This is a genomic window from Streptomyces sp. NPDC004838 (assembly GCF_053600955.1).
In genome coordinates, this window is sequence record NZ_JBSGAW010000036.1 from 1 (window position 1) to 14780 (window position 14780).

A 14780-nucleotide genomic window follows, 5' to 3' on the forward strand; every position below is an offset into this window, starting at 1 on the left:
ACGGGGCCGTTGGTGGCGACGCGGACGGTGTCGCCGACCTGGTACTCGCCCTTGGTGGCGGTGGCCTTGTCGAGGGCGATCTGGCTGTCGTTGGCGGGTCCGGTGCCCTGGGTGAAGGTGTAGGCGGCGTCCTTGCCGTTCTTGCCGGGGGAGTAGTTGCCGCCGGCGTTGGCCCAGCCGGAGCCGATCAGTTTGCCTTTCTGGTCGGCGACGCCGGCGAAGCCGCCGACCCGGCCGGTGGCTTCGGCGACTCCGTCGAGTCCTTTGATCCTGTCCAGGGTGGCGGCGGGGATGCCGGCTCCCTCCGGCTCTCCTTCTTCCTCGTTGCCGGGGCCTTCGACGGCGACGGCGATGTCGTCGTAGCTCTTGGCCGACTGGTTGCGGAAGGCGTTGCCGAGGGTGTCGGTGAAGATGAGGGTGCCGGAGACGAAGGCGACGCCGAGCATCACGGCGAGTACGGTCATCAGGAGCCGGGCCTTGTGCGCGAGCACGTTGCGCAGGGCGGTACGGAACATGTCAGTGAGTCCTGTGGTGAGAGCCGGGGGTCGGCGAGTGGATCTCTCCATCGTGATCGCCGAATCGACGCCTCAAGTCAGTCGCAGTAACGGTTCCAGGGGTGCCTTTCGACAGGGGCCACGGGGCGCGTGGTCATACTCGGAGATGATCCCCTGGGTGATTCCTCCTCCCGACGATGACGGCCGAGACCGCCGGAACTTCCTGCCGGAGGCCATCGCCCGCCTTACCGCGACCGCGACCGCGCACGGCAAGCCGGGGAACGGCTCCACTCCGCCCGCGACCGCGTAGCACCCGGCGAGTGTGAACGCGGCTGGTCAGGACAGGGCGGGCGAAGCCGCCGGCGGGACCGTGAGCGCGAGCCCCGGTGGCCGGCGAGCATCGCGGTTCAGAAGAAGCCCTCGCGTCCGTCCCTCGGGGAGGAACGGTAACCGAGGTCGGTGCTGATCTGTGCCGCGGTGCGCAGAAGCAGGGGGACGACGTCCTCTCGCAGGCGGGTCGCGTTCGATCGTCCGCTGGACGTCGAGGAGGCGAGTGCCGCCACGACGGTGCCGGATCGGTCGCGGACGGGGGCGGAGACGGAGAGCAGACCGTCCTCCAACTCCTCCTCCACCAGGGACCAACCCTGGTCCTGCACCGTGCGCAGAGCACGGCGGAGGTCGGTGATGTCGGTGACGGTGCGGTGAGTATACGCACGCAGTCCGTCCTGGCCGATGACCTGGTCCACTTGTTCCGGCGGCGCCCAGGCCAGGAGCACCCGGCCCATGGAGGTGGCGTGGGCCGGTACGCGGCTGCCGATGGAGACGTTGATGCTCATGATGCGGCGCACCGGGACGCGGCCGATGTAGACGACTTCCGCGCCGTCGAGGGCGGCGAGGGAGGCCGACTCGTGGGTCTCTTCCGCGAGCCGGAGCAGGTGAGGCTGTGCCGCCTCGATCATGCTGTGCGACGCGGAGTAGTGCTGACCGATGCTCAGCACCCGTGGTGTCAGTGACCAGCGCCCCCCATTGCCCCGGACGTATCCGAGGTTCTGCAGAGTCAGCAGGATCCTCCGCACGGCGGGCCTGGAGTAGCCGGTGGCTGCGGCGATCTCCGCGAGTGAGGGGTTGGGGCGCTCCTCGTCGAATGCCTGGAGTACGGCGAAGCCTCGCTCGATGCTCTGAATGTGGTCGCGGTCGGTCGGCACGGTCGGCTCGGTCGTCATCCATTCATCCTTTCGTACGCACCTCTTGACATCCCGCTCGGCCCTGGGCACTGTCTTCAGGACCGCACAGCGTGCATGTTGCACGCATAGCGTACAAGCAATGGTCGCGCCGCCCTACCCGAAGGGTGCGAGATTCGTTTGGCGCACACCTCTTGACATCCCCTTCGGCTCTGGGCACTGTCTTCGGAACCGCAAAGCGGGCAAAGTGTACGCATGGCGTACAGGAAGGTAGCGGGCGATGATGCTCGACCAGCGAGACATCCGTAACGGGTTCGGACGCTTTGCCACCGGAGTCACGGTCGTCACCTGCATGAACGACCGGGGCGAACCGCACGGTGCGACCGTGAACGCCTTCACCGCGGTTTCCCTCGAGCCCGCCCTGTGTCAGGTGACGCTGACCCGCAAGTCAAAGGCATGCCAGTACCTCGACGGCGCTCACTTCGCGGTGAACGTGTTGGCCGAGGATCAGTTCGAGACCGCCCTGCACTTCGCCGGCAGGCCGCAGGAGCCGGCCCCGCGATGGACCGACGGCGCGATCGCGCCGGTCCTGGTCGGCAACGCCGCCACCATCTCCTGTCGTCCGTGGCGTACCTACGACGGCGGCGACCACCTCATCGTCATCGGCGAGGTGGTGGACCTGCAGATCAGCGACGTCGACCCGTTGGTGTTCTTCGCCGGAGGCTTCCGGGAACTGGGCCCCCGCAACACCCACGCGCACTGGGCGGCTTCAGTCGACTGCCCCGACACCGGCTGGTTCGCCGCCACCACACAGTTCTCTCCACTGCGCTCACAGCGAGCTTCCTGACCCCCACCTCCGAGCGACAGCCCCCGTGAACACCCTTCCAGGAGAAGAGGCTCCCTTCATGACCACCCAGCACAACGAATCGAGCGCCGACAGCGGTGCCGAGGCCCCGACGCGCTCGACCCGGCCGATGACCGGTGAGGAGTACGTCGACTCCATCCGCGACGGGCGTGAGATCTTCCTCCACGGCGAGCGGATCAAGGACGTCACCACCCACCCGGCGTTCCGCAACGCCGTACAGAGCACCGCACGCCTGTACGACGCACTGCACGACCCGGAGCAGAACAGCGTGCTGACCACGCCCACCGACACCGGCAGCGACGGCTTCACCCACCCGTTCTTCCGCACCCCGCGCAGCAGGGAGGACCTCTTCGCCGACAGGGACGCCATCGCCCAGTGGGCGAGGATGACTTACGGCTGGATGGGCCGCAGCCCCGACTACAAGGCGGCCTTCCTCGGCACCCTGGGCGCCAACTCGGAGTTCTACGAGCCCTTCGCGGACAACGCGCGGCGCTGGTACACCGAATCGCAGGAGAAGGTCCTCTACTGGAACCACGCGATCATCAACCCGCCGGTCGACCGGGACAAGAACCCCGACGACGTCAAGGACCTGTTCATCCACGTCGAGGAGGAGCGCGACGACGGCCTCATCGTCTCCGGCGCGAAGGTCGTGGCGACGGGATCGGCGATCACGAACTACAACTTCATCGCCCACTACGGACTGCCCATCAAGAAGCGGGAGTTCGCCCTGGTGTGCACCGTGCCGATGGGCGCCCCGGGCATGAAGCTGATCTGCCGCAACTCCTACGCCAACGTCGCGGACGCCACCACCGGCCCCTTCGACTACCCCCTCTCCAGCCGCTTCGACGAGAACGACACGATCTTCATCCTCGACAAGGTGAAGATCCCCTGGGAGAACGTCTTCATCTACGGCGACGCGGAGAAGGCATCCACCTTCTTCCCCGGCTCCGGCTTCCTGCACCGCTTCACCTTCCACGGCGTGACACGCCTCGCCGTCAAGCTCGACTTCATCGCCGGGCTCCTCATGAAGGGTGTGGAGGTCACCGGCACCAAGGACTTCCGCGGCATCCAGACCCGCGTCGGCGAGGTCATCGGCTGGCGCAACCTGTTCTGGGCGCTCACCGACGCGATGGCCACCAACCACAACGAGTGGAAGAACGGCGCCGTCCTGCCGAACCTCGACTACGGGCTGGCCTACCGCTGGTTCATGACCATCGGCTACCCCCGCGTCCGCGAGATCATCATGCAGGACCTGGGCAGCGGTCTGATCTACCTGCCCTCCTCCGCGGCCGACTTCAAGTCGCCCGAGGTGCGCCCCTATCTGGACAAGTACGTCCGCGGCTCCAACGGCTACGACTCCGTCGAGCGCGTGAAGCTGATGAAACTCATCTGGGACTCCATCGGCAGCGAGTTCGGTGGCCGGCACGAACTCTACGAGCGCAACTACTCCGGCAACCACGAGAACGTGCGCGCGGAACTGCTCTTCTCCGCCCAGCAGTCCGGTGCCGCCGACGCCATGAAGGGCTTCGCCGAGCAGTGCATGGCCGAGTACGACCTCGACGGCTGGACGGCACCCGACCTCTACAACCCCGGCGACAGCACCCTGCGGGCCCGCTGACCGAGACCTCTCCCTCTCATAGGAGACGAGTATGACCACCGCACCCACCACACCCACCTCACCCACCGCCGCCGGCTCCGGCGCGAACGCCTCCGAGGCATTCCGTACCGCACGGAAGCAGCAGGGTTCGACGCAGAGCGTTCCGCCCGAGCGTGTCGACGCCGTCGTACGCGCCGTGCTGACCGGCGTCCACGACGCCATCCGCACACACGAGGTCACCTATCCGGAGTTCCAGGCCGCCAAGCAGTGGCTCATGGACGTCGGTGAGGGCGGCGAGTGGCCCCTCTTCCTCGACGTCTTCGTCGAACACGTCGTCGAGGAGGTCGCCGCCCGCAGCCAGAACGGAACCAAGGGGAGCATCCTGGGGCCCTACCACCTCCCCGACCAGAAGAAGCTGCCCGCTGTGACGGAGCTGCCGAAGCGCCCCGACGAGGCGGGAGCGCCCATGGTGTTCGCGGGCCAGGTCCGTGACACCGACGGCCGGCCGCTCGCCGGCGCCGAGCTGGACATCTGGCAGGCCGACGACGAAGGCTACTACTCCGGCTTCGCCCCGGGCATCCCCGACGGCAACCTCCGCGGCGTCATCGTGACCGATGAGCAGGGCCGCTTCGAGATCGGGACCGTACGGCCGGCACCGTACCAGATTCCCACGGACGGTCCTACCGGTGCCCTCATCGAGGCCGCCGGCTGGCACCCCTGGCGTCCCGCACACCTCCACCTCATCGTGCGGGCGCCGGGCTTCCGGCCCATCACCACACAGCTGTACTTCCAGGGCTGCCAGTGGGTCGACGACGACGTCGCCGAAGCCACCAAACCCGAACTGGTGATGGACCCGAAGCCCCAGGAGGACGGGCGCCTGCGCGCGGAGTACGACTTCGTCCTCGAAGCCGTCTGACCCCCATGCGACCGGCCAGGTCGGCGAACCCGGCGTCCCCGCGCCGACCTGGCCGATTCCCCCGTCATCCGAGCCACCCAGCCCGGTGAGGGCACTCAGGCAACCGGTCAGGCCGGTGATCACGGTGCCCTGCGCCGACCTGGCCGGTTCACCGCCGTCCGACCTAGGCCCAGCAAGGAAGAGATCTCATGAACGACCTGCATATCGACCGCGTGGACACCGTCCTGCTCGATGTGCCACTGCGACGAGCGCACCGCTTCGCTCGTACGCAGATGCGGGCACAACCCGTGCTTCTCGTCCGGATCCGCACCGCGGGCGGTGTCACCGGTACCGGCGAAGGAGTCGTCCCGGCCGGCCCCTGGTGGGGCGGCGAATCGGTCGAGACCATGCAGGTCATCATCGACCGCTACATCACACCCCTGCTCCTCGGCCGCGCTGTCGACGACATAGCAGGCATCCAGCGCGACATCGGTGACGTGGTCGCCGGCAACCTCTTCGCCAAGGCCGCCGTCGAAATCGCGTTGCACGACGCATGGGCCCGCCACCTGAACGTGCCCGTGCACACCCTCCTGGGCGGCCTCGCCCGACGCTCGGTCCCGGTGACCTGGGCGTTGGGTACCGAATCCGCCGAAGTGGTGGTGGAGGAGGCCCTGGGGAAGCTGGATTCCGGCATGCACCGCAGCTTCAAACTCAAGATGGGCGCCCAGGACCCGGCAGACGACGTGACCAGAATCTGCAAGGTCGCGGAGAAGCTCGCCGGCGCGGCCAGTGTCCGAGTGGACCTGAACGCACGATGGGACCTCTCCACCGCGTTGACCTACCTGCCGCGGCTCGCGGAAGCCGGAGTCGAGATGATCGAACAACCGGTTCCCGGAGCCGAGTTCGAAGCGCTGGCCGAGATCAACCACGCCCTCCCCATCCCCGTGATGGCCGACGAAAGCCTCCGCACACCCACCGACGCCCTGCGCCTGGCGAAGCACCGGGCAGCGGACATCTTCTCCCTCAAGACCACCAAGTCCGGTGGTCTGCGGGCCACCAAGGCCATCGCCGAGATCGCCGCCGCCGCCGGAATCCCCTGCCACGGCGGAACCTCCATCGAAAGCCCGGTGGGCACCGCCGCCTCCCTCCACCTCGCCTGCGCCACACCGGCCGTGACCTGGGGGAGCGAACTGTTCGGCCCTCTCCTGATGAGCGAGGAACTGCTCACCGAGCCCCTGCGCTACGCGGACGGCGAACTGCACCTGCCCGACGGCCCCGGGCTCGGCATCGAACTCGACCCCGAAGCCGTCCGGGCCTTCACAAGGAGCTGAGCCTCATGCTCTTCCACGTACGCATGGACGTCGCCATCCCGCACGACCTCGATCCCGACGAACGCGACAGGCTGGTGGCAACGGAGAAAGCGCGGGCCCTGGAACTCCAACGCTCAGGAGCATGGCCGCACCTGTGGCGCGTGGTCGGCGAGTACAGCAACATCAGCATCTTCGACGTCGGCTCGAACGACGAACTGCACGCGCTGCTCTCCTCCCTCCCCCTCTACCCGTTCATGACCATCCGCGTCACCCCGCTGGCGCAGCACCCTTCCGACCTGGCGGCCCAGCCATGACGAGCCCGTCACGCGAACGCGCGCCAACGCTGTGGCGCGGGCTCGAAGAGGTACCGGCCCACTTGCCGCGCTGTGCCCTCACCATCGGAGTCTTCGACGGCGTCCACCGAGGGCACGCCCGGCTGATCCACCGAACACACCAGCTCGCGCGGCTCCACGGCATGCCCACCGTGCTGGTCACCTTCGATCCCCACCCCGCCCGCGTCCTGGGACTGCCCCGGGACACGGCCGCCCTGAGCACTCTGGACAGACGGGCCGAGCTGGCCCACCAACTGGGTGTGGACGCGGTCTGCGCACTGCCCTTCACACCCCGGTTGGCCCGCGTGAGCGCTGAGGACTTCACCGAACACGTACTCGTGCGGACCCTCCACGCCGGCGCGGTCGTCGTCGGGGCCGACTTCACCTTCGGGCGGGGCGGTAGGGGAGACCTCTCCACGCTGCGCCGCCTCGGGGGGAGACACGGATTCCATGCCGAAGGCGTCGAACTCGTGCGCAACACGCAGGCGCCCTTCTCCTCCACCTACATCCGCGGCTGTCTCAACCGCGGCGACGTAGAGGCGGCCGCACAGGCGCTCGGCAGACCACACCGTGTCGACGGAGTCCTCACCCACGGCACGGAGGTGCTCACCGCCGCGGGCACCGCTCTGCCGGCCCCCGGGCGATACCACGGGCGACTCGACGACTTCACGGCCGAACTGGAGGTCACCTCCTGCGGGAAGCTGAAGGCATCCTGCGCCCCGGCACGAGCCAGGAGCAGCGGTGTTCTGGTCACAGCGAGTTTCCTGAGCCCCGTCGACTCGCCCGAACCCGGGCATCATCCGTCTGCACTCGCATCTCAACGGCAGCCCGCCGACGCGTCGCCGCCCCATCTCGTCCAAGGTGCCGGGTGACCCGCATGACACATCCGGCCTCGCCCTCGGCGCTGACCCACACCGTTGGCGCGCAGGTCCCGGCATCGCCGGCTGATTCTCGGTCGTGACGTTGTTGATCGATATCATGGCCACGGTCCTGAGGCCGTCGGAGGAGCCGTTGTCACACGCATCGAGATACCTGCTGAGTGAGTCGTAATTGGTCCAGGAGCCGCATCCCCACCCGCCGCCCGAACTGGTCGAGGTGCAGTCGTTCGCGCTGGATGCGCCGGCCGGTGGGGCCATCAGCATGGTGGCAGCGGTAAGACTGACCGCGCCGCCCGCAATCATCAACGCCATGCGTATACGCATGGGTTCTCCTTGTGTCCGCCGGCAGGTACCCAACCCTTCACGGGGTTGGGGTGCTCGGTGCCCGCTCCGACTGCCCGCCAGGCCACAGCCGCAAGGACGGCTCGCCCAAGCAGGTCGAGCGGTGCAGCCTGCCGCTGACCGGGCAGAAGGTCGTCGACCGGGTGATCACGGATCTCGGAGTCCTCGACATCACCCCGGCCGGTTTCGTATTGCGTGAGCCGGCGCCCGGCGTGTCCGTGGACGAGGTGCGCGACCGGACCGGCGCCCCGCTCTCCATCGACCTGATCACCACCACCGTGTGAGGAGTAACCCATGGATTTCACCGCTGAACAGTCCGCCGAGGTCGTCGTGGAGTCGTTCGCCGGCACCGGGAATCCGCGCCTGCGCGAGATCCTGACCGCGCTCACCCGGCATCTGCACGCCTTCGCCCGCGAGGTCGAACTGAGCACCGCCGAGTGGGAGACGGCCATCGACTTCCTCACCCGGACCGGCAAGACCTGCGACGACGTGAGACAGGAGTTCATCCTGCTCTCGGACGTGTTCGGGCTGTCCATGCTGGTCGAGACGGTGGAGGGCGAGCGCCGGGCGGCCGGGGCCACGTCGACCACGGTGCTGGGCCCGTTCCACATGGTGCAGAGCCCGGCCCGGGAACTGGGGGACACCATCGACAGGGTCGGCGACGGCGTACCGTGCGTGGTCGAAGGGCGGGTCACCGATCTGGACGGGGCCGGGCTGCCCGGCGCGACCGTGGACGTGTGGCAGTCCGACGACAAGGGGTTCTACGACGTCCAGAAGCCCGGCGAACTCCCGGACCTCAACGGCCGGGGACTGTTCACGGCGGACGCCGACGGGCGCTTCTGGTTCCGGACCGTGAAACCGGCGCCGTACCCGATCCCCACCGACGGACCCGTGGGAGAACTGCTCGCGGCGACCTCCCGGCACCCGAACCGGCCGGCCCACATCCACTTCATCGCCGAGGCGAAGGACCATCAGCCGGTGACCACACACGCCTTCGTGTCGGACAGCGAATGGGTCGACTCCGACGCCGTGTTCGCGGTCAAGAGCAACCTCCTGACCGACTTCGTCCTCGTGGACGACGAGGAGGAGGCCGCCCGGTTCGGCGTGAGCACACCCTTCCACCGCGCTCGGTTCGACATCGCCCTCGCATCCGAGGCAGGCGTCTGATGGAGTTCACCTACACCGCCCTGCCGATGCGCGTCGTCTTCGGCGCCGGTCGGCTGCGGGATCTCGCCGGGGAAGTGGACGGGCTCGGCCTGCACCGCGTCCTCGTCGTGTCCACACCCGAGCAGGAGCCCTTGGCGCGCCAGGTGGCCGAGAACCTGGGCGAGCGCAGTGCCGGCGTGTACGCCGAGGCCCGGATGCATGTGCCGGCCGCGGTCGCCGACGACGCGGTCGCGGTCGCCCGTGACCGGGGTGCCGACGGCTGTGTCGCGGTCGGCGGCGGCTCGTCGGTCGGGCTGGGGAAGATCCTCGCGCTGCGGTCGGGCCTCCCGCTGGTGGCCGTTCCGACGACCTACGCGGGCTCGGAGGTGACCACACTCTGGGGACTCACCGAAGGCGGGGCGAAGCGGACCGGCCGCGACCCGGTCGTGCTGCCGCGCAGCGTCGTGTACGACCCTGAGCTGACGCTGGGGCTGCCGATCGGGATGAGCGTGACGAGCGCGGTCAACGCGATCGCGCACGCCGTCGAGGCGCTCTACGCCCCCGACGCCTCGCCGGTCGTTTCGCTGCTGGCCGAGGAGAGCATCAGGCTGTTCGCCCGCGCACTGCCGACGATCGTCGAGGAGCCGGGCGACATCGAAGCCCGGGCCGACGCACTGCAGGGCGCGTGGCTGGCCGGCGTATGCCTCGGTGCCACGACCGCGGGCCTGCATCACAAGCTGTGCCACGTGCTCGGCGGAAGCCTGAACCTGCCGCACGCGGAGACCCACACCGTCGTCCTGCCGCACGTACTGGCGTTCAACGCCACGGCGGCGCCCGCGGCGGCCGCCGCCGTGGGCCGAGCACTCGGGACGGAGGAAGCACCGTGGACCGCGCTGTGGACCTTGCTGCGTGAACTCGGCGCCCCGGCGTCGCTACGCGAACTCGGCGCCCGCCGGACGGATCTCCCGCACGTGGTCGAGCAGGCCGCCGACGCGCCCTACGCGAACCCCCGGACGCCTCGCCGCGAAGATCTCGCCGCACTGCTCGACGCCGCGTACGAGGGCCGCACGCCCGTCACCGATCCGACCGATTCGGAGGAAACCCATGCGTGAGGCCGTTGTCTGCGAACCGGTCAGGACCCCGGTCGGCGCCTTCGGAGGCGCGCTGCGCGATGTCGCCGCGCAGGAGCTGGGCGCTGTGGTGGTCCGGGAGGTGATGGAGCGGACCGGGCTGCCGCCCGAAGCGGTCGACGACGTCGTGCTCGGGCACGGCTACCCGTCGATGGACGCTCCCGCGATCGGCCGGGTGGCCGCACTCGACGCGGGCCTGCCGCTGTCGGTCGGCGGCATGCAGCTCGACCGGCGCTGCGGGTCGGGTCTGCAGGCCGTACTCGTCGCGGCCATGCAGGTGCAGACCGGGGTGAGCGATGTCGTACTGGCCGGTGGCGCCGAGTCGATGAGCAACGCGCCGTTCTTCTCCACGGCCATGCGGTGGGGCGCCCGCAGCGGTCCCGGCGTGATGCTGCACGACTCGATCACCCGCGGCCGGCTGACCGCCGGTGGCCGCCGGTACCCGCTGCCCGGCGGGATGATCGAGACCGCCGAGGCGATGCGGGAGAAGTACCGCATCTCCCGCGAGGAGCAGGACGAGTACGCGGTCCGCTCCCACCACCGCGCCGCCGTGGCAGCCGCCGAGGGCAGGTTCGACGACGAGATCGTGCCCGTCACCGTGCCCGGCCGGAAGTCCGAGACCCTGGTCGAACACGACGAGCACATCCGCCCCGGCACCTCGGTGGAACAGCTGGCCCGGCTGCGGCCCGTCATGCTCGGCGAAGACCCCGACGCCACCGTGACCGCGGGAAACGCCTCCGGGCAGAACGACGGCACCGCCGTCTGCGTCGTCACGCATCCCGCCCGCGCCGCCGAACTCGGTCTGCGCCCGCTGGTCCGGCTCGTCTCCTGGGGACTGTCCGGGACCGAGCCGCGCATGCATCGCCCGGCGGTCGGACCCCTCAGCACCCCCGTCCGCGGAACGGTTGACGGACCGGAGCGCGATTCCCGTCACCGACCGGGCCTCCGCACGGGCCGGGGGCGGACCGCTCCCGGCCCGGCTCGCGACGGTGCGTGCCGGCCGGCCTTCTGGGACCGGTTCGCCGGACACGGCTTCCCCGACCGGAGCGTGTGCGCGACGGGGACGTTCAGAGTGTTCTACGCGGCCTGGGACAGGGTGGACCGGTCCGTCCGGGGCGCGTGCCGGGCCGGTGCCGCGGGCCTGGTCACGACTCGTCGTCCGTCGCGGCGTGGCCAGAGGAGGAGGGCGCCGATCGCTCCCGCCCCGGCGAGGACCGCGAGGACGGACCAGGCGAGGGAGAAGCCGGCGTTCGTGCCGAGCCATCCCGCGATCGGATAGGTGACCAGCCAGGCCAGGTGCGACAGGGAGAACTGGGCCGCGAAGGTCTCGGGTACCGCGTTCGGTGCGACGGAGGCGCGCAGGACGTTGCCGGTCGGTGTGATGATCAGCGCCATGCCGATGCCGATCACGGCCCAGACGATCGCCGTACCGGTCCAGGTGGTCAGGTCGGCCGCGAAGAGCGTCACCGCGGCGGTCGTGCCGCCGACGAGGACTCCGGCGCCGGTCATCATCACGGTGCGGGCGGTGATCCGGTCGAGTACGCGGGGCAGTACGAGGGCGGCCAGGAGGGTTCCGGTGCCGGACGCGGCGAGCATCCAGGCGACGTCCGATTGCGAGCCGCCGAGTTCGTCACGGACGTAGTTGACGGTGTTGACGACGACGATCGATCCCGCCGCCGCGACCACGAGGTTGAGCGCCATGACGCCGCGCAGCCGCGGTGTTCTGAGGAATGTCCTGATCCCCGCCGCAGCCTTGTCCCATGCCTTGGTGTGGGCACTGGGGCGGGCGTCGGGGATGCGCGTCGCCAGAACGAGCAGGGCGGAGAGGAGGAATCCGGCGGAGGTGCCCAGGAACAGCAGGTCGAAGCTCATGAACGCCAGGGCGACGGCCGCCAGGACGGGGCTGAGCAGGCTCTCCATGGTGGAGGCGACCTGGGAGGCGGACAGGGCGCGCGTGTAGTCGGACGCGTCGGTGACGATGTCGGGGATGACGGCCTGGAACGTCGGGGTGAAGGCCGCGGACGCGGCTTGGAGCAGGCCGATCAGGATGTAGATGTGCCAGACCTCGGTGACGAGCGGCAGTGCCAGGACCACGGCACCGCGGACCACGTCGAGGAGGACCAGGAGGGTTCTTCTGGGGAAGCGGTCGACGTACGCGGCGGCGAGGGGAGCTATGACCACGTACATGACCATCTTGACGGTCAGGGCGGTGCCGAGGACCGTGCCGGCGCGTGGGCCGGCGAGGTCGTAGGCGAGCAGTCCGAGGGCCACGGTGGTCAGCCCGGTACCGAACAGGGCGATGATCTGGGCACTGAACAGCAGGCGGTAGTCGCGGATCGCGAACAAACGCATGGCGTGTTCCTTCCATGTCCATGCGGCGGGGCACGGCCCCGGGGCGGAGGCCGTGCCCCACAGAGGGAGGCTGAGTCGTCTCTACGCATCGGCGCCGCTCCCCGGAGTGAGGCCGGCCAGCAGGTTGAAGGCGCCGGTCAGGATGTTGAGTGCGACGACGCCGACGACGTCGGCGATCGCGCGGTCGCTGTAGCCGTGCGCACGCAACGCGATGACCTGCTCGTCGGTGATCGACGTCGGCTCGCGGTAGACCTGGAGGGCGAGGGCGATGATCGCCGCGATCGCGGGATCGGCCGAGGTGCCCGCGCGGGCACGCCCGATCTCTTCCTCGTCCACTCCCATCGCGCGTGCGGCACTGACGTGCGCGTCGAGACAGAGCCCGCAGCCCTGCAGGACCTGGACGGCGATCGAGATCCGTTCGCTGATCCTCCGGTCGAGTTTGGCTCGTCCCATGGCCCGGCTGAGCTGGAGGTAGCCGCCCAGAACGGCGGGGGAGTGCGCCATCGTGGAGACCATGTCACCGATTTGGCCGTGGCGGGAGACGAGGTCGGCGAGGAGGTCGCGCGAGGCGCCGACCGCGGTATCGGGCGTGAGTCGGGTCAGGCGGGGCATGACGGTCCTTCCGACGTGGAGGATGTACCGGGGGCGACGGGGCGCTCGAGAAGCCGAGCGCCCCCTGACCGCGCCGTAGGCCGAGGCGGTCGGTCGGTGACGTTCATGCGGTCAGTGGTGTGCGTGGCCGCCGTGGTGGTGGTTCATGTGCCCGTGTGCGGTCGCGGACGCCGCGACCGAGCGGGGGGCGGTCGCGGTGGTCCGCACCGTGAACTCCGCCGTCCGGACGGTGTCGTTGTGCCGGAAGTCCAGGAAGAGGCGGTACACGCCGCCCGACGGCGCGGCGGCCATGAAGGTGATCTCGGGTCCCGGCTCGGTGGTGCCGTCACCCGGCGCGCCCTCCGGGTGGACGTGGAGGTAGCCCAGGTCGCCGACACGCAGCGCCACCAGGTGCCCGTACGCGCCCAGGTAGGGCTGCAGGTCGGTGACGGGCCGCCCGTTCCGGCTGACGGTGAGCGTCAGGTCGCTCGCCTCGCCGGGCACGAGGTCGCCGTCGAGGGTGACGGTGTACTCGCCGACGTGAGCGGTGCGGGTGTCCTCGGGAAGCGGCCGCGGGTCGTACGGCCCGGCGACCGAGGCGTCGATCCCCAGCGTCATGGTCCCGTCGTGGCCGGCCGGGTGGATGTCGGCGAAGAACCTCCAGTCTCCCGGTTTCAGGGTCACCTCGGTGCTCCAGGTGCCCGTCTCGTCCCTCACCGGGTGCACATGCTGGAACCCGGTCGTGTCGCGCCGGACGGCGATGAGGTGCAGTTCCTTCTCGTGCTCGGGCGTGAACTCGGTCACCGGCTGTCCGTCGGGACCGGTCACCTGGAAGGTGACCGTCTGCGCCCCGGTGGGGAGGATCGTCGAGTCGAATTCGAGGGTGTACCCGCTCTCGGAGACCGACAGCCCACCGGGGCGGGCTCCGCCGTGGCCGCTGTGGTCGGTCATGGCGTGGCCGGAATTGCTCTTCATCGTGTCTCCACCTGTGTGACGCGTTCTTCTGGCAATGTCCGTGTGCGGGACATCTGTCAGAACCATATACCCCGGGGGGGTATTCCCGCCACCCGTGTCACCCAAGCCCGCACACCAGCGTCACGTAGCCCCCGACCCCTCGCTTCCCGCCAGGGGCCGGGTCCGGTCACCCCACCGCCACGCCGCCGAGCCACACGCGGGCGGGTCGCAGGTCCTGCTCCAGCTCGACCAGGTCGGCGCGGAGTCCCGGCCGCAGCGCACCCCGGTCGCGCAGTCCGAGCAGCCGGGCGGCCGTACCGGACGTCATCCGTACGGCGTCCGGCAACGGGATCCCCACCGTGGACACGGCCCTGCGGAACGCCTCCGCCACGAACAGGGTGGAACCGGCGAGCGTATCGGTGCCGCGCAGCCTGGCCACCTGGCCCGCGACGGTCACCTCGCGGTCCGCGAAGACGTAGTCCCCGTCCGCCGCGGGCATAGCGTCGCTGACCAGCATCAGCCGGTCGGGGCCCGCGACCCGGTGGGCCAGCCGTACGGTGTCGTCGGCCAGATGGTGCCCGTCCAGGATCAGTTCGCAGACCAGACGCGCGTCCAGCAGAGCGGCGGCGACCGGGCCCGGCTCCCGATGGTGCAGCCCGGGCATCGCGTTGAACAGATGAGTCACCGCACGGGCACCGAGATCCGCGGCCGGG

At 69.6% G+C, this 14780-nt stretch carries 16 protein-coding genes and 1 pseudogene; 11 read left to right on the plus strand and 6 right to left on the minus strand.

All coding sequences use genetic code 11. The annotated features are described in order from the left end of the window. Nucleotides 1–515: ABC transporter permease (locus ACWEFL_RS31300; protein WP_451719090.1), on the minus strand; the 515-nt coding region annotated here is incomplete at its 3' end. Nucleotides 516–672: 157 nt separating this feature from the next. Between ACWEFL_RS31300 and ACWEFL_RS31305 the strand changes: the two genes are divergently transcribed. Beyond that, nucleotides 673–804 (plus strand): hypothetical protein, encoded by a 132-nt coding sequence (locus tag ACWEFL_RS31305; RefSeq protein ID WP_451719092.1) that lies wholly within the window; start codon nt 673–675, stop codon nt 802–804. A gap of 97 nt (nt 805–901) precedes the next feature. Here the strand turns inward: ACWEFL_RS31305 and ACWEFL_RS31310 are convergent, their stop codons facing one another. Beyond that, nucleotides 902–1717, minus strand: coding sequence for an IclR family transcriptional regulator domain-containing protein (locus ACWEFL_RS31310; RefSeq protein ID WP_451719095.1), 816 nt, complete (start codon nt 1715–1717; stop codon nt 902–904). A 238-nt stretch (nt 1718–1955) separates the two neighbouring features. Here ACWEFL_RS31310 and ACWEFL_RS31315 point away from each other — a divergent pair, with 238 nt between their 5' ends. The 10 genes from ACWEFL_RS31315 (at nt 1956) to ACWEFL_RS31360 (ending at nt 11449) form a co-directional block, all read left to right on the plus strand. Continuing rightward, nucleotides 1956–2522, plus strand: coding sequence for a flavin reductase family protein (locus ACWEFL_RS31315; protein WP_451719097.1), 567 nt, complete (start codon nt 1956–1958; stop codon nt 2520–2522). Between the two features lie 58 nt (nt 2523–2580). Beyond that, nucleotides 2581–4158, plus strand: coding sequence for a 4-hydroxyphenylacetate 3-hydroxylase family protein (locus ACWEFL_RS31320; RefSeq protein WP_451719100.1), 1578 nt, complete (start codon nt 2581–2583; stop codon nt 4156–4158). 31 nt (nt 4159–4189) lie between these two features. Beyond that, complete coding sequence (catA, locus tag ACWEFL_RS31325; protein WP_451719103.1) at nt 4190–5053, plus strand: catechol 1,2-dioxygenase; 864 nt, start codon at nt 4190–4192, stop codon at nt 5051–5053. 188 nt (nt 5054–5241) lie between these two features. Continuing rightward, a complete protein-coding gene (locus tag ACWEFL_RS31330) occupies nt 5242–6363 on the plus strand; it encodes a muconate/chloromuconate family cycloisomerase (RefSeq protein ID WP_451719106.1) in 1122 nt (373 codons plus the stop codon). Between the two features lie 5 nt (nt 6364–6368). Next, nucleotides 6369–6656: a muconolactone Delta-isomerase gene (gene catC / locus ACWEFL_RS31335; protein ID WP_451719109.1), complete on the plus strand. Its 288-nt coding sequence runs from the start codon at nt 6369–6371 to the stop codon at nt 6654–6656. A gap of 62 nt (nt 6657–6718) precedes the next feature. After that, nucleotides 6719–7546: a hypothetical protein gene (locus tag ACWEFL_RS31340; protein ID WP_451719112.1), complete on the plus strand. Its 828-nt coding sequence runs from the start codon at nt 6719–6721 to the stop codon at nt 7544–7546. 380 nt (nt 7547–7926) lie between these two features. Then, nucleotides 7927–8178: a CoA-transferase gene (locus tag ACWEFL_RS31345; protein WP_451719115.1), complete on the plus strand. Its 252-nt coding sequence runs from the start codon at nt 7927–7929 to the stop codon at nt 8176–8178. Nucleotides 8179–8188: 10 nt separating this feature from the next. Beyond that, on the plus strand, nt 8189–9061 hold the full coding sequence (locus ACWEFL_RS31350) for a dioxygenase family protein (RefSeq protein WP_451719118.1): 873 nt from the start codon (nt 8189–8191) through the stop codon (nt 9059–9061). Further along, on the plus strand, nt 9061–10152 hold the full coding sequence (locus ACWEFL_RS31355) for a maleylacetate reductase (RefSeq protein WP_451719121.1): 1092 nt from the start codon (nt 9061–9063) through the stop codon (nt 10150–10152). The genes ACWEFL_RS31350 and ACWEFL_RS31355 overlap by 1 nt, the downstream gene beginning before the upstream one ends. Then, nucleotides 10145–11449: an acetyl-CoA C-acyltransferase gene (locus ACWEFL_RS31360; RefSeq protein WP_451719123.1), complete on the plus strand. Its 1305-nt coding sequence runs from the start codon at nt 10145–10147 to the stop codon at nt 11447–11449. Before ACWEFL_RS31355 ends, ACWEFL_RS31360 begins: the two co-directional genes overlap by 8 nt. Here ACWEFL_RS31360 and ACWEFL_RS31365 read toward each other — a convergent pair. The 4 genes and pseudogenes from ACWEFL_RS31365 to ACWEFL_RS31380 form a co-directional block, all read right to left on the minus strand. Further along, nucleotides 11359–12522: pseudogene (locus tag ACWEFL_RS31365) on the minus strand (MFS transporter); the annotation flags it as partial. The gene ACWEFL_RS31360 and the pseudogene ACWEFL_RS31365 overlap by 91 nt on opposite strands. A gap of 81 nt (nt 12523–12603) precedes the next feature. Then, nucleotides 12604–13134, minus strand: coding sequence for a carboxymuconolactone decarboxylase family protein (locus ACWEFL_RS31370; protein WP_451719125.1), 531 nt, complete (start codon nt 13132–13134; stop codon nt 12604–12606). Between the two features lie 111 nt (nt 13135–13245). After that, complete coding sequence (locus ACWEFL_RS31375; RefSeq protein WP_451719128.1) at nt 13246–14088, minus strand: hypothetical protein; 843 nt, start codon at nt 14086–14088, stop codon at nt 13246–13248. Between the two features lie 166 nt (nt 14089–14254). Next, nucleotides 14255–14752 (minus strand): amidohydrolase family protein, encoded by a 498-nt coding sequence (locus ACWEFL_RS31380; protein WP_451719131.1) that lies wholly within the window; start codon nt 14750–14752, stop codon nt 14255–14257. Nucleotides 14753–14780: the final 28 nt, after the last annotated feature.

Excerpts from the sequence above, each read along its gene's own strand:
- catA (WP_451719103.1), top strand. The coding sequence starts at position 4,190 with ATGACCACCGCACCCACCACACCCACCTCACCCACCGCCGCCGGCTCC.
- ACWEFL_RS31350 (WP_451719118.1), top strand. The coding sequence starts at position 8,189 with ATGGATTTCACCGCTGAACAGTCCGCCGAGGTCGTCGTGGAGTCGTTC.
- ACWEFL_RS31315 (WP_451719097.1), top strand. The coding sequence starts at position 1,956 with ATGATGCTCGACCAGCGAGACATCCGTAACGGGTTCGGACGCTTTGCC.
- catC (WP_451719109.1), top strand. The coding sequence starts at position 6,369 with ATGCTCTTCCACGTACGCATGGACGTCGCCATCCCGCACGACCTCGAT.
- ACWEFL_RS31355 (WP_451719121.1), top strand. The coding sequence starts at position 9,061 with ATGGAGTTCACCTACACCGCCCTGCCGATGCGCGTCGTCTTCGGCGCC.
- ACWEFL_RS31370 (WP_451719125.1), bottom strand. The coding sequence starts at position 13,134 with ATGCCCCGCCTGACCCGACTCACGCCCGATACCGCGGTCGGCGCCTCG.
- ACWEFL_RS31320 (WP_451719100.1), top strand. The coding sequence starts at position 2,581 with ATGACCACCCAGCACAACGAATCGAGCGCCGACAGCGGTGCCGAGGCC.
- ACWEFL_RS31375 (WP_451719128.1), bottom strand. The coding sequence starts at position 14,088 with ATGAAGAGCAATTCCGGCCACGCCATGACCGACCACAGCGGCCACGGC.
- ACWEFL_RS31330 (WP_451719106.1), top strand. The coding sequence starts at position 5,242 with ATGAACGACCTGCATATCGACCGCGTGGACACCGTCCTGCTCGATGTG.
- ACWEFL_RS31310 (WP_451719095.1), bottom strand. The coding sequence starts at position 1,717 with ATGACGACCGAGCCGACCGTGCCGACCGACCGCGACCACATTCAGAGC.
- ACWEFL_RS31360 (WP_451719123.1), top strand. The coding sequence starts at position 10,145 with ATGCGTGAGGCCGTTGTCTGCGAACCGGTCAGGACCCCGGTCGGCGCC.